Raw genomic sequence first — 14,373 nt, 5'->3', positions numbered from 1 at the left:
CGCGCAGACGCCTCGGACAAGCACTCATACATCGATCCTTCCGCTCCAGTTCACATAACCTCGCGGGTTGCATATCACCCGGCAGGACCGGACCTGATAATCGAAGCGCTGATGTGTGTGTCCGTGCACCCAGAGCACAGGTACTTCGAAGAAGACCTCCGGAAGCTCGGTGACAAAGGCGCCTGAAGCCCAATCGTCGGCGTAGCGCTGCGCCAACGACCCGCGATGAGGCGCATGGTGCGTCACCACCACCGTCGAGCCGGCGAAGGGTTCTGCAAGTTTTTCTTGCAGCCACGCGCGCTGCGCCTGATGAATCTGAAGCGTGTCGGCCGCTTGCAGCTTTCTTCCTTGCTTGTGGCGCCAGGTGTCGGGCTCTGCTGACTCGTCGGGTGCCCGGATCAGTGTGTAGTCGTTCAGCAGGTTGGTCGCCATCTTCATGGCGCGTGCTGCGTCGCTGATCAGTCCTTCGGGCGTCTCGACGGCGAGCTCGAAGTCTGTCCACAGCGTCGCGCCGAGAAAGCGCACGCCGTCGATCACCAGCTCGTCACCGTCAAGGAGATGAACGTTGCTGCCCTCGGCCTCCCGACGTGCATCGGTCAGTGTCGTGTCCAGGCGGCCGTCGTAGTACTCATGATTGCCCAGCAGGTACACCACGGGCTTGCGGCGGAAGCGATCCGCTGCCCATTGGACAGCGCGCTTGGCTGGCGAGTGGATGTCGCCGGCGAGGATGACGACATCGAACTCGAGACTTGGCTCCGGCTCGAATGGCGCGAACTCGAGATGAAGGTCGGAAAGGATCAGGAGTTTCATCGGGAGATACCTTCAAAGCGAGCGCGAAGCTCGGCACTGGCCTTGTCGTCGAAGCCGGTGAACGAGCCACACGCCACCAGGTGGTCTTTGCAGTGACCGAATTGCCAATAGGCGTCGTCGAGCGCAACCCAGGGTTCGTCAGCCCCGTCGACGCCTTGAAGGCGCGGCTGTAGTGCGACTGCGAATAGCCAGCCAGTTGCGCGAGTGTCGCAAGCTCCACTTTCGACGGCATCTTCGCCTCGAGATAGCTGATCGCATCCGTGAGCTGTATCGCCGAGAGCCCAGGCACGCTCTCTTTCACCTCGGCGGGCCGTTCTAGAAGCCTTGCTGCAATCGCCGCAGTGAGCGAGTCACCGTATAGCTGGGCGCCCGGATCGTGATCGTCGATCGCGTCTACTAGCAGGCTGATCAACGTCCACAAGCGGTCGTCATTGAAGCGGAGCCGGGGAACGTCAAGCAGTCGCAGGGATTGAGAGAGCCCTAGCCGCTCTCGAAGCGCGCTGCCGTCGAAGCTGATCGTCGCGCACTTGATGTAGCGGGAATCTGCCGAGTGACCCCACACATCCATTTTCGCCGGCGCGAAGAACATCGGCCGAGGCTTGTACTGGTACGGATTGGGCCTGTTGGGTGCCGTCCTGGCTTCTGCCCGGTCCTTTCCCACCTCTTCAAGTTGAGCGACCAGCCGGCTTGACTCTTCATCTTCCTGCTCGATCTGAAACAGGATCCGGCCCGTGCAGTTGAACTCGTGCAGATCGACGTTCACGCCGTTCCAGCGACGGCTGATCGTCTTCCGACTGGCGACGTTCTGGGGGAGTTCGGGTGGGTCCGACATGGGTTCGGGGATCGTCGCATCCCTTGTGGTGTTGCGGTAGCCTTGGTTGCTTGCGTGTCGCACAAACTGAAACGCTGGAAGGATCGAGATGGATATTGAAGACCTGCGACCTTTCGTGGAAGTGGCCAACGCGGGAGCCGTGACCGCAGCCGCCTCGCGCTGGGCGTCGCCAAGTCCATCGTCAGCCGGCGGCTCATCCGACTGGATCCGAGCCGCTCTTGCAGCCCTATTGAAAGCAACCACTCACATCCATGATCTGAAGCCGCCGGGCACAGGGGTCTACATTCCTGCGACGCCCTGAGCCAGAGCAAAATCGAGCAGCACCCGATCGGAAGGTTCCTCGGGCCAGGTGATCTGTGCCAGCCAGCGATGGAAGGTCGTTGCCGCAATGCGGCTGGCGGGCCCGTCGCGGCGCCACGCCCGGGCGATGGGCGCGGCGATCTGCGCGAGCCGTTCGGCCTCGAAGCGCGAGCGCATCTCGGATTGCATGGCTTCGGGCATTTCCAGGTAGAGCGCCTTGGCCTTTTGCATGCGATCGTTCTCCCACAGCTCCCGGATGCGGTGCATGCGGTCCTCGCCTCCAAGCGCGGCTGCGGGCCGTCCCTGGGACGGGCCCGGCAGGGCCGTCGCCGCGGGTGCTTCACTCGCCCCCTTCACGCCGGCATAGCCCTTCTTCAGGGCGTCCTTGAAATACGCTGCTGGCGACTTGAGTGCCGGCAGCGTCTGGTTGCGAAGCCGCTGTTCCACGTGCTCGAGTGTGCCGCGCAGCTGTCCTTCGTCAGTCGTCGCATACAGGTCCTGGGCCTCGTCCTGCTTGAGACCGAGCGCGATCAGCTTGCCGACCAGTTCCAGGTCGAACACGTTGCGGCTTGGATCGTCGGCCGCGCCCAGACGCTGCTGCAGCTTGGGCACGACCCGGAACTGGATTTCCTCGATGCGCCGGCCCCGCTTGTGTTCGATGAGTTCGAGGCTGAAGTCCTCGCACAGCGCCTCGATCTCGGCCAGCGCCTTGCTGATCACGTCACGCTTGAGGAAGCGATAGTCGACCTGCGTGATGTCGCTGCGCCCGGTCAGGACGGCCGCCCACCACAGCACGTCCTCGCGCATCGACAGTCGGCTGGGCGAGGTGAGATAGCGCGCACCGATTTCGTAGAGCACCGCCGCGGGATAGCTGCGCATCTGGCCGCTGATCTCGAGCAGCACGCGCGTGTACTGGTGCGGCTTGACGAGGCGCTCGCGGATCTCTTCGGGATAGCGCCAGGTGATCGTGCAGGGCCGCCCCCTGCCCTGCTCCTCGATCGTGACGGTGCCGAGCAGTTGGGAGGACACCCAGCGCTTCAGGCCGGTGCCGCTGGTGGACCATTCGATGGTGGTCGCCTGCATGTCGCGCAGGTGGGACTTGAGCAGCTCGGTGTTGTTGGAGTTGAAGCGCGCGTCACCGATCAGCTCGCTCAGGGCCAGCTTGTAGACAGGCTCGTCGACGCCCTGACGCTGCGAGTGGTAGAGCAGCGCGTTGTAGATGCGCCGCGACAGCAGCGTCAGGCGGCCACGTTTGGGGCGGATCGCAATGGCCTCGTTGGCCTTGGCAACGCTCTGCTCGTCCAGGGTTGGCAATGGCTTGGGCGACTGTCGCGGAACTTCGCCCTCTTCCATGGACTTCTTTCAGGGGATCAACGGTTTCACATCATGCCCACGATTTGTGAATCGGTCAATTTACAGATTCGCGGAGAGTGCCTTGAGACATTGAAATGAAACACTTGGAGAGATTGAAGAATTGACGAAGCAGTTTCTCGAACGCTGACAAGGACTTGGAAAGGTTTGTGTGAGTGCCGCTGGGATTTGGTGTGAGAGGCTTTGGGATTGAATGTGAGATCGGATGGGATTCGACGCGGCTTGACGTGTGCATGGTTGGGATTTGATGTGAGTGGACAAGGGTTGCCACGCACTGCCTGGATGTTTTGGGCGAGAGAACCTCGCCGAACGCCGGTTCGACGGGGCTTTTGAGGTCCCTGCCCCGCCGGATCGGCTGAAATCCCGGTCGTCTGGACGCCTGTCGCAGGCCGCAATCCCAATGGATCTCACCTTGGTCCCCAATCTCTCTCACAGTTCGCACCTCCGCACAGGTGCTGTTCTTTGCGTATCTTGTTCATTCGACGGATTCCCATAGAATGGCCAAATTCTGTCGAATAAAAGGCCCTTCTCCATGGCATTGCCCGCTCCCGCCGGTGCTGGAAACCAGGTTTCCACGCTCCCCCCGTCCCTCCCCTCCCCTTCCCGTGCGCGCATCGACATGCCGCGCATCGCGGCCCTGGCCGTGCGTGCCGGCTCCATGGTCGAGCAGATCCGCAGCCGGCTGCTGGCGCCCGAGGCCCGCAAGGTTTCACCGATCTACTCTACCGCGCATCTGGCGGCCCTGTGCGGTGTCGACAAGGCACACGTGGCCTACCGCATCACCAAGGAGGATCTGCCGAGCGGGCGGCTGACGCCGGCCGGCGGCAAGCGCAACTTTGAGCTGAGCGAACTGCGCGCGTGGACGCGCACCTACCGCGCCGACAAGATGCGCCCCGCCGGCAAGAAGGCGTTCACCATTGCCGTGGGCAACTTCAAGGGCGGTGTCGCCAAGACGACGACGGCCATGGTGCTGGCGCAGGGGTTGAGCCTGCGCGGCCACCGGGTGCTGGCCATCGACACCGATCCGCAGGGCTCGCTCACGACCCTGCACGGGCTGCTGCCCGAAGCGGAGATCAGCGAGGACATGACCATCGCGCCCCTGTGCGACGGCAGCCAGTCCGACATTCGCTACGCGATCCGCTCGACCTACTGGGACGGACTGGATCTGGTGGCTGCGGCTCCTTTCCTTTTCTCGGCCGAGTTCGCACTGCCGGCGCGCCAGATGCAGGAGCCGGGCGCACGCTTCTGGGATGTGCTCAATGCCGGACTGGAGAGCGTGCGCGATCTCTACGACGTGATCGTCATCGACACTCCCCCGTCGCTCTCCTACGTGACCATCAATGCGTTGTGGGCAGCCAACGGGATCATCGTGCCGGTGCCGCCCTCCGGCCTGGACTTTGCGTCGTCTGCGCAGTTCTGGTCGCTGCTGGCCGACCTGGGCGGCAACCTCGACGCGCAAGGCGGTGATCTGGCCGGCAAGGCTTTCGACTTTCTGCATGTGCTGCTCAGCCGTGTCGACCCGAGCGATCCGGCCACGCCGGCGGTCAGGCAGTGGATCCAGGCCACCTACGGCGAGTACACGCTGCCGGTGGAGATCCCGAAGACCAGCGTGACCAGCAACAAGGCGGCCGAGTTCGCCACCGTCTATGACGTGCAGAAGTACGAAGGCGCTGCCAAGACCTACAAGCGCGCGGCCGATGCCTACGACTCCTTCGTGGATCTGGTCGAGCAGTCCGTGGTGAGCAGCTGGTCGGACAAGGCACAGGTGCAATGAAAGCCTTGACGCACGAATCGAAGAGGGCGCCGACGCTGCGTGGAAACCCGGTTTCCACCGGGCCGTCGGCATGCCTGTCACGACCGGACGCAGCACGCAGGCTCAGGCCGTGCGAAACCGGACACTCCGATGACGGGCGCCGTGCCTGTCATCAACAGCTGGCATGTTCAGGTGCGTGGAAACCAGGTTTCCACACACCGGCTCCGGGCTCGCTGCCTGGAAACCAGGTTTCCAGACACTCGGCTGCGGGCGCTTCCTTCGACCTCGTCTCGCCGATTCCGCGCCGCACGGCATCTGCGTGGACACCATGTTTCCACGCACCGGCTGCGGCATGCCGTCTGGAAACCAGGTTTCCAGACACTCGGCCGCAGGTGTCTCTCTCGATTTCACCCCGCCAATTCCGCGCCACGCAGTGCGCGCGGAAACCTGGTTTCCACCGCCCTGGAGGTTCCAATGGCTAGTACCCGTAAACGTCTCGAAGCTTTGACGGCCGGCCTGTCGATCCCGGAGCCGGCGCCCGCGGCGGCTCCGGCTTCCAATTCGACGGCGCCGGTCCCGACGGCGCCGGTCCCGACGACGCTGCCCGGCGCCGCTGCCGCCGTGGAAACCAGGTTTCCACCCGCGCAGACCAGTCAATTCGCCCCACGCACCGGTCCCGGCCAGATGCTGGCGTTCCGTGGCCAGATGCAGGCTGTGGAAGGTGAACTGACAGCCCTGCGGGAGCGGCTTCATCAGCACGATGGCTCGACGCCGACGCGCAAGCTGGACCCTGCGACCATCCGGGCCTCCCGCTGGGCCAACCGCCATCCGGCCTCGTTCGAGAACGCGGAGTTTGCCGGGCTCAAGGCCGACGTCGAGCAGGCTGGCGGAAATGTGCAGCCGATCCTGGTGCGTCCGGTGGCGGATGAGCCCGGGCAGTACGAGCTGGTCTTCGGGCACCGGCGCCATCGGGCTTGCCTGGAGTTGGGCATCCCGGTCCTGGCGGCGATCTGGCTCGACGAGCTCGGCGACGCCGAACTGTTCGCGGCCATGGACCGCGAGAACCGCGAGCGCGCCGATCTCTCGCCGTATGAGCAGGGCGTGATGTACCAGCGCGCGCTCGAGGAGCAGCTGTTTCCGACCCAGCGCCAGCTGGCTGAGAAGCTTGGCGTGAGTCACACCTGGATCCGCAAGGCGCTGACGGTGGCGCAGTTGCCGTCGGCCGTGCTCGAGTGTTTCCGCAGTCCGCTGGAAGTGCAGCACCGGCATGCGGAGCAACTGAACGCGGCCCTCGACAAGGATCGCCGCAGCGTCCTGAAGCGTGCCGAGAAGGTGCGTGGCCAGAAGCTCGCGCCGGCGGCCGTGGTGGCGCGTCTGCTGGGGCTGGAGGCGGCCGCGAAGCCGGAGAAGCTTGCCCTCCTGAACGAGGGCAAGACGGTGGGCTCGTGCCTGCGGGCACCCGACGGTGCCGTCACGCTGACCTTGCTGCCCGGCCCCGTGTCGGACCTGCCGACGGACGTCCTGCTGAAGTGCGTGGCCGAGGCCCTGCAGAAGGTCAAGCTGCTCGGCTAGCGCGGGCAGGCCCCACCGTCATGTGAGTGCCATTGGGAATTGCACAGGGAACGGATGGGGCGGGGCAGGGCGACTGGCAACCAGGCGTCCATGTCCCGAATCCAGGGCCTCCTGACTCACGCGACGGCCTGCTTGCTGCGGGCCAAAGCCATGATCGCAGTGGCCTTGGCGTCGAGCGGTCGACCTGGCACGGGCAGGCCCGGGCTTCGTTCCATCCTCAGGCTGCTCGCGGGGCTCAATGAGAACAGAAAATCCCCCGTCAAGTCGCAATGTGTGCGCTCACATTGTTCAGGTCACGCAGCTGAGCCCGATGCCCAAACCGGGGCCAGTGTTGACGTGAAGCACACCGACTGGACGCAGCCAAGCGCCGATCGCACTCGGGTTCGGGTTTGGAATGGCCAGTCCCTCAGCGCAAGCGAGTTCCTCAGGCAGCGGAGTCCCGCACCGTGGCATCCGCCTTTGATCCTCGCTGTGCTCACAAGAGCGCCAGAAACACGTCGCCAGCGGTCTTTCCTTCATGACAAAAACCAATCTGACGAGGCCCCAAGGAAAGAGCAGGGGGTTGCCGTTCGAGTCGAGTGGGCTCTTGCGTGTCCGCAAGGTCCGTCCGCTGGCCGGCCTTGGTGTGCACAGGTGCTCGTTCCTGGCCACACGAAAATCGCGCCGGGCCGTCCCGCTGCGGGAAGGTTCCCTCGCGATGCTCGTTGCGAGCGGAGAGTCGACATGACGCTCAAATCATGAATGAGAGCACCCACTTACAGTGCAAAGCCAAAGCAACCACTCAACTACAGTCTTCTTTCGACCTTCAGCGGCATGCAAAGCCCCAATCAGGCTTGGAAAATCCCAATCCAATCAATGGCTTAGGGCTTGCCCCGATGCTAGTTTCGAACATAGGCCGTTCCCGGCAACTAGAATTAGAATTGATGATTATGCGAACCGATGGGCAAGGCCAAGTTCTCACCCGGGCACAGAAAAGAGAGGGAAGCGTGACGAATTCTGAGCATTTGCACCTTGTCCGACCGATAGCATCAAGGGGAAACGTATCGCAATGAATGCAGCAGTGAACAAGATGATCTGGAAGTGGGGACCCGCACGGTCACTGGCCAGGCGGTCCGCGCCGGCGTCGGCAGTCCCGTCGGCCGGCATCAACGAAGAAGGAGGCCCGACGCGATGAGCCGCCACCCCGTCCCAAGCGCCGAGGAACTGGCCGGATTGGACGACGAAGAACTCGAGCGCCTGACCGTGGAATGGCGCGCGCGAGCTTCGCGCGGTGCGAAGCAGGCCTACGGCGTGGCGCATGCGCTGGAAGTCGAGCTGCGCCAGCGCATTCGCATCAGCCGGGCGCAGCAGTTGCCGCCACCCGTGAGCGCGGCGCGGCGCTGGTGGAAGTTCTGGCAGACCAGCCCGACCTCCGGCGCCACGACCTCCACGTGAAAAAGACGCCCCCGCGCAAGCTGCACCGGGGCCACTTCGCCTTCATGCGGGCGCTTGCCCAGGGGGTCGACGAGCGCGCCAGCTGGGACCGCTACCTGCGCCTGGAGGGCGAGCACGTCGATCTGCGCACCGTGCGCCGCACGATCGCCTGGATCCGTGACGCGTTTGCCGCGGCCGCGCGCCGCGAACAGAAACCGGGCACCGCGCGCCTGATCTTGCTCGACCCCGAACGCTTCACCGCCGCGCCGGCGTTGCCGAGCCTGGCCGAGTTCGCGCTGGCCCGGGGGATGGAGGATTTCTCGGAGGCCGAACAGATCGAGGCCTACGAAGTTGCCTTCGGGCAGGCCGGCGCTGGGGGAAGAAGCCGGGCGGCAGGCGGCGGCCAGAGCTCACGGCGCGCGCGCGTCATCGAGCGTCAGCTGGAGGCGCTGCGCTGGCTCGAGGGCCTGGTCGCGCAGGACCCGCGACCGGGCGACGCCGTGGCCGCCTGGCTGCATCCGGTGTTGGCCGAGCGGCTCGAGCGCGCGGGACTGGCGACGTTGTCCGCGCTGGTGGAGCGCATCAATGGCGCCGGTGCGCGCTGGTGGGTGCATGTGCCGGGCGTGGGCGAACGCAAGGCGGCCCGCGTCCTGGACTGGGTGCATGCGAACGAGCGGGTGCTCGGCTTGCGCATCGGTGTGCACGCGGCGCAGCCGCGCGCGCAGTTGAGCCCATCTGCCTTGGCGGCGGTGGTCCCGGCGGCCACCGCATTGGTGCCCTACGAGAAGTTCGTGCTGCCCGCCGCGCTGGATGGTCGTGCGGGCGCTTGCCGCGCCCCGCGGGAGGCCTGTCGGCTCGCGGCGGCCAACGACCATGAGGCGATCGGCGCGTGGCTGGCCTCAAAGGGCAGCAACGCCGCTGAAAAAGGCTCCCTGTCGTCTACGCAGCGCTCGTACCGAAAGGAAGCGGAGCGGCTGCTGCTCTGGGCGGTGCTGGAGCGTGGCAAGGCGCTGTCTTCGCTCACCGGCGAAGATGCAGGTGCCTACCAGGCCTTCCTCGCCGCGCCGCCCGCCGCCTGGTGCGGGCCGCGCCATCATCAGCGCTGGTCGCCGATGTGGCGGCCGCTGGAGGGCGCGTTGACGCCGGTGGCGCAGCGCCAGTCCCTGATCATTCTTCGCAGCCTGTTCGCCTTCCTGGCGAGCCAGGGCTACGTGACGGGCAACCCTTTTTCGGAATCGGCCTTGCCCCCCGACTCGCAGCGCCCGCTCGGCGCGAACCGCACCCTGAGTTTCGCGCAGTGGGACCACATCGATGCGCTGCTGTGCGTCCACGTGGACACCGCTGCCGGGCGGCGCCTGCGCCGAGGCATGCGCTGGCTGTATGCGACCGGACTGCGGCTGGCCGAGATCACCGGCGCGCGCTGCGAGCACCTCCAGCTGCGACATGCGACGGCCGCCGACGGTTCGACCACAAGTGCCTGGCTGCTCTCGGTGAGCGGCAAGCGCGGGGGCCAACGCCAGGTGCCCGTGCCCGCCGAACTGGTCGATGAGCTCGGGGATGAGCTGGCGCGCCACGGCTTCGATCGGCAGGTGGATGCCGCCGGCAACCGTGGCATCCCCGTGCTGGCGCGCTTCGAGACGGGGGGCGAGTACCCTCCCGGCTGGTCGCCTTCGGGGCTCTACCAGGCCATCAAGGCATTCCTCGCGCGCGCTGCCGCCCAGGGCCTCGACGTGGCCGATGCCGAGCAGCTCAGGAAGGCCAGCACGCACTGGCTGCGGCATTCCCACGGCTCGCATGCCTTGCGGGGCAGGGCAGGGCAGGCACCGCTGCCCCTGCAGGTGGTGCAGAACAACCTGGGCCATGCATTGCCGAGCACGACCTCGATGTACCTCGCGAGGCGCCGCTCCGGCTAGGCAGGGGCAGGCGTGCGCGAATCCTGCTCCCGGCGCCGCGCAGGGTTGCGCATGGCCGAGCGCTGGTGGTACATCCGCGGCACTTTCATGATCGAAGACCACGGGCTGACTGGAGGCGTTTTCGTGACGCTCGCGGGGCTTCGGTGCCACTCGGCTCAGGCAGCGCCGAAGGTCGCGACCTCGGGCCATATCGGCCTTGCCGGCAGCTGGGCGGCCTGCCCGGCATGCATGCGATGGGTGTGCTGCAACCGGTGTGCAGGTGCTCGACAACGATCTTGCATGGCAAGCAAATGCGGCAAGCCTTGGCTGCGCCCGCTCGTGGGCAAGTCGGGCCCATGCGGCGGTGACGCGAAGTGGAGTTTTTGCGCATCAAGCAGGAGTTGATTCGGCGCTTTGGCGAAGAAAGACTTGGGCCTCCGATTCCCAATTTCTCACGCCATGACCCTTCTCTTTTTTCGTTCATTTGCCGCGCGCCTGCTGTGTGTTTTGGGCGCGCTCGCCTGCACTGGCGGTGCCTCCGCGCAATCGTCCGGCGCAAACCGCTCCGATCTCGGTCCGCCGGGCGCCTCGAGCACCCGTTCCGCGGATCTGAACTGGCCAACGCGGCCGCTGCGCCTCGTCGTCGGCTTCGGCGGCGGTTCGTCGCCGGACTTCGTGGCACGCGTCCTGGCCACCCCGATGGCGAAGGCGCTGGGTCAGCCGGTGATTGTCGAGAACCACGCCGGCGCCAGCGGCAACATCGCAGCGGACATCGTCGCGAAGTCCACCGACAAGCACACGGTCGGCATCCTCATCAACGGCAACATGACGATTGCCAAGATCCTCAATCCGGCGATCCCCTACGACCCGCAGAAGGACCTGCTGCCGCTGAGCATCATCTGCACGGCACCCCTGGTGCTCGCCACGACGTCGGAGGTCTCGAAGGCCGATGCCCGCGGCTTCCTCGATGCGGCGCGCGCGGCCGGCAGCCACTGGAGCTACGGCTCGCCCGGCATCGGCACGATCGGCCACCTCGGCATGGAGCTTCTCAAGACGCGCACTGGCATCGGCGCCGTCCACGTGCCCTACCAGGGCAATCCGCAGGTCATCTCCGGCCTGATCGGCGCGCAACTGCAACTGGCGCTGCTTCCGCCGGGCCTTGCCGACGAGCAGATCAAGGCCGGCAAGCTGCGCGCGATCGGCGTGACCTCGCCGCGCCGCTCCGCGCTCGTGCCGGACTACCCGAGCCTGCAGGAAGCGGGGCTGAAGGATTTCGAGCTCGAGATCTGGACTGCGGCGGCGGCACCTGCCAGCCTGCCGGCCCCCATCGTCCGGCGCCTGAACCAGGTCCTCGCCGAAGTCATCCGCTCGCCCGAGGTGCGGCAGAAGCTCTTCCAGCACGGCTACGAGGCCGTCGGCATTTCGGGCGAGGCGCTGGTGCGCCGGGTGAAGGCGGACACGGCGGCACTCACGCAGATCATCGCGAGCCAAGGCATCCGGCTTGAGTAAGGAGATTCATATGCATTCAGCACAAGAGTCGCGCCCGGACGGGCGCGAGGAAACCATGGAACCCGCAGCCCATGACGCAGCCTCGGCCCCGAAGAGCACGGGCGCAATCTCTGCCGGCCGCAACGAGGAAGCCGAGCGGATCCTGCAGTCGCTGCGCGACGAACTCGATGGCCTGGACAGGACGCTGTTGGAGACCTTGAGGCAAAGGCTTGTCTGCTGCTGCCGTATCGGTCTGCACAAGCGCAACCATGCGATTCCGATGATGCAGCCTCACCGCATCGGCGTGGTGCAGGAACGTGCGGCCGTCTTTGCCGCCGAACACGGCATGAGCCCGTCCTTCCTGCGCGCGCTCTACGAACTGATCATCACGGAGACCTGCCGGTTGGAGGATGAAATCATCGGCGCGCCCGTTGCCGCTGCATGAGGCTGCGCATTTTCCGTTCGGATGAGATCCGGCCAAGGCATCGCTGGCGCCAGCAGGTCGCGCAGGCCGGGAGCCTTGCCAAGGCGGGCGTCGAGATCGACCATCTTCCGGAAGTCTTCCCCTACCGCTAAAGCAAGTACATGCTCATCTTTTCGACGCTGGGCCGCGAGGGCAGCAACCACCACTTCGTTCTCCAGCAGTACTTGGTCGCGCATGGCATCGCACAAGCCACTCGCATCGTGCTGTTCGACGACTTCCACTGCGGCGCGCGTGCGCTGATCGCCGGCGAGGCGGACTACCTGCTTCAGTGCGCCGTTCACCCCGCAGCTGCCGAGATCACGGGCACCTATCGCACGGCCATGGCGGTGGTCGACGCCTTCATTTCTCCCAGCCGGCCCATGGCGCTGGTACGGGCCATGGGAAGCGGGGAAGGCTCCGGCAAGGTGGGCGTGCAGCCCGCCACGCAGAGCTATGCCGATCTTTCCGCCTGGCCGACCGTCGTTCACGAGCCCACGGTGCTCGCAGTTCAGGCCGGCCTCGCCGAAGGACGCTACGAAGCGGGCATCGTCTTCGCATCCTTCGCCGCGGCACACGCCGAACGCTTCGAGGTGATGGAGCCCATCGGCACTGTCTGCGACGCGTGGATCGTCTACGGACGCGAAGCCGTCGACGAAGGCAGGGCTGTGGTCTGGAATGGCAGCCCGGTCGCACGGCAGTTCCTGGAACGGATCGGACGATCGCCGAAGCCCGGCGGCAGCTGAAGCGTTCTCGGACGATCACGCCGCAAGCATGTTCGGCGCCTGTACCAGAATCATCGCGGGTGCATTGTCGCGGGCGGTTTTCCATGGGCAGCACCGACCGAGTTGGTGCGATGTCTGCACCGCATCAAGGATGCGTGGCCATCTTGCGCGACTTGCAGCCACTGACAGGCCCTGCTGGATGGTTGGGCTTGGTCGTGCGGTGCTCGATGCCAGTGGCAGCACATGCGCGATCAAACATGTGCACTCGTAGCCTGGCCGTCGGCCCATTCCTGCGGGACGGAAGGTCGCAGAACTGGATGTCGTTGTCGGTCAGCACCGTGTGTATCTTGTAGGGCACGGCGCTGAGCAAGGCCCGTAAGAGCGCAGCGGCGGTCTCTGCTGTGGCTTGCTCTTCCAGGCGCACGAAGGCGAACTTGGAGGTGCGATCGATGGCAACGAACAGGTACAGCTTTCCTTCAGCGGTTCGTACCTCGGCGATGTCGATGTGGAAGTAGCCGATTCGGGTAATGCCTGAACGCCTTGCGCACCGGTTTGTCGCCTTCGACATGAGGCAATCGGCTGATCCCATGACGTTGCAAGCAGCGATGGAGTGACGATCGTGTCAGATGGCGGATGGTCGGCTGCAACGCGTACAGACAGTCGTCCAGGGCAAGCAGCGTATGCCGCCGGAAGGCCACGATGATCGCTTCCTCCTCAGGAGAGAGGACCGTGGATCTGGGCTGCCTTGGGCCAGTCTGCAGATCGGCCGCAAACCCACGCTGCTTGCACTTCGCGATCATCTTCTGATTGACCCCATGGCGCTTGGATAACGCCCTCAGGCTCTCTTGACTCCCTTGTATTGCTCGACGGACCGCCTCTGTCGTGGTGGCGCAGCCGTGAAGAATCTGGCCCATAGTGCCTCCTTCCATTGGGGGGAAAAGAATGCACCATCAAGCCCTGGGATCGAACACCTAGTCGATGTCGACAATCGCATCCACGAAGACGGGCTCCCAGTCCAGGATGTGGCGCTTCATGAGTTCGATCGCTTGGGCAGTGTCGTTCGCCTCCAGCAGATCGACGATACGGTAGTGCTCGGGCACGGAAATCTGCTGGCGCCGCAGGCCGGCATCCGAGTCGATGCCGTACAGACGCATGTTGTCGCGCAGATTCATGATCATGTCGAGCAGGCGCCTGTTTCGCGCCAGACCGACCAGGTGCAGGTGATAGACGCGGTCGGTTTCCAGATACTTGAGCGTGTTGCGCCGGTTGACGGCTTCCTCGATGGCGCGCGCTTGCAGGCGCAGCGCGGCGCATTCTTCGGAGGTGACCGAGGCGATGCAGCTCAGCGCGTAGGCCTCAAGCTGCGCGCGCAACGCAAAGAGCTCCTTCATGTCGGTCACCGTCGGGCGCTTGACCTGGAAGCCGCGGTTGCGTCTGGCCTCCAGCAGCCCGACGCCTGCCAGCTCCAGCAGGATCTCCCTCACAGGAGTGGTCGAGACGCCCCAAGCCTTTGCCAGGGTGGGCACCGTCAGTATTTCACCCGGGCCGATCTGCCCGGACACGATCTTCATGCGCAGTTCCTCCAGCAAGGACGAGCGCGGGCTGGCGTCGAGGGCGGATTCGCCCATCCAGTTTTTATCCACGAAGAAGCCTCTCCATCAAGTCGAGTGCGTCCCGCGGCCTGCGGGCGCAAGCCGTGATCTTAGACCCATTGCAATAGTGGCGCGTGACGCGCTACTATTGCGGTAAGTGATGTG

At 65.1% G+C, this 14,373-nt stretch carries 10 protein-coding genes and 2 pseudogenes; 7 read left to right on the top strand and 5 right to left on the bottom strand.

The genetic code is table 11. From position 1 onward, the window contains the following. Window positions 1-24 precede the first annotated feature (24 nt). The 3 genes and pseudogenes from ACTG4X_RS34730 to ACTG4X_RS34720 all read right to left on the bottom strand — a co-directional run bounded on the left by ACTG4X_RS34730 (window position 25) and on the right by ACTG4X_RS34720 (window position 3,295). On the bottom strand, window positions 25-810 hold the full coding sequence (locus ACTG4X_RS34730; RefSeq protein ID WP_440534603.1) for a metallophosphoesterase: 786 nt from the start codon (window positions 808-810) through the stop codon (window positions 25-27). Between the two features lie 184 nt (window positions 811-994). Further along, a pseudogene (locus ACTG4X_RS34725) lies at window positions 995-1,042 on the bottom strand (hypothetical protein); the annotation flags it as partial. Between the two features lie 879 nt (window positions 1,043-1,921). Further along, window positions 1,922-3,295, bottom strand: a complete 1,374-nt coding sequence (locus ACTG4X_RS34720) for a RepB family plasmid replication initiator protein (protein ID WP_440534602.1) — start codon at window positions 3,293-3,295, stop codon at window positions 1,922-1,924. A 550-nt stretch (window positions 3,296-3,845) separates the two neighbouring features. Between ACTG4X_RS34720 and ACTG4X_RS34715 the strand changes: the two genes are divergently transcribed. The 7 genes from ACTG4X_RS34715 (at window position 3,846) to ACTG4X_RS34685 (ending at window position 12,637) form a co-directional block, all read left to right on the top strand. After that, window positions 3,846-5,087, top strand: a complete 1,242-nt coding sequence (locus ACTG4X_RS34715) for an AAA family ATPase (RefSeq protein WP_440534601.1) — start codon at window positions 3,846-3,848, stop codon at window positions 5,085-5,087. 453 nt (window positions 5,088-5,540) lie between these two features. Continuing rightward, window positions 5,541-6,638, top strand: a complete 1,098-nt coding sequence (locus ACTG4X_RS34710; RefSeq protein ID WP_440534600.1) for a ParB/RepB/Spo0J family partition protein — start codon at window positions 5,541-5,543, stop codon at window positions 6,636-6,638. 1,170 nt (window positions 6,639-7,808) lie between these two features. Continuing rightward, entirely contained in the window at window positions 7,809-8,072 is a 264-nt protein-coding gene (locus ACTG4X_RS34705; protein ID WP_440534599.1) for a hypothetical protein, read from the top strand. Next, window positions 8,069-9,964, top strand: a complete 1,896-nt coding sequence (locus tag ACTG4X_RS34700) for a phage integrase family protein (RefSeq protein WP_440534598.1) — start codon at window positions 8,069-8,071, stop codon at window positions 9,962-9,964. The genes ACTG4X_RS34705 and ACTG4X_RS34700 overlap by 4 nt, the downstream gene beginning before the upstream one ends. 438 nt (window positions 9,965-10,402) lie before the next feature. Further along, a complete protein-coding gene (locus ACTG4X_RS34695; protein ID WP_440534678.1) occupies window positions 10,403-11,452 on the top strand; it encodes a Bug family tripartite tricarboxylate transporter substrate binding protein in 1,050 nt (349 codons plus the stop codon). A 55-nt stretch (window positions 11,453-11,507) separates the two neighbouring features. Next, window positions 11,508-11,876, top strand: coding sequence for a chorismate mutase family protein (locus ACTG4X_RS34690; protein ID WP_440534597.1), 369 nt, complete (start codon window positions 11,508-11,510; stop codon window positions 11,874-11,876). A gap of 140 nt (window positions 11,877-12,016) precedes the next feature. Further along, window positions 12,017-12,637: a hypothetical protein gene (locus ACTG4X_RS34685; RefSeq protein ID WP_440534596.1), complete on the top strand. Its 621-nt coding sequence runs from the start codon at window positions 12,017-12,019 to the stop codon at window positions 12,635-12,637. Between the two features lie 175 nt (window positions 12,638-12,812). On the opposite strand, the pseudogene ACTG4X_RS34680 reads toward ACTG4X_RS34685, so the two are convergent. After that, a pseudogene (locus tag ACTG4X_RS34680) lies at window positions 12,813-13,530 on the bottom strand (DDE-type integrase/transposase/recombinase); the annotation flags it as partial. A gap of 57 nt (window positions 13,531-13,587) precedes the next feature. Beyond that, complete coding sequence (locus tag ACTG4X_RS34675) at window positions 13,588-14,244, bottom strand: GntR family transcriptional regulator (RefSeq protein ID WP_440534595.1); 657 nt, start codon at window positions 14,242-14,244, stop codon at window positions 13,588-13,590. Between the last annotated feature and the right edge of the window lie 129 nt (window positions 14,245-14,373).

Source organism: Variovorax sp. YR566, assembly GCF_051992195.1.
Lineage (GTDB): Bacteria > Pseudomonadota > Gammaproteobacteria > Burkholderiales > Burkholderiaceae_C > Variovorax.
The sequence above is the reverse complement of the archived record's forward strand: the minus strand, read 5'-3'. Positions and strand labels throughout refer to the sequence as shown.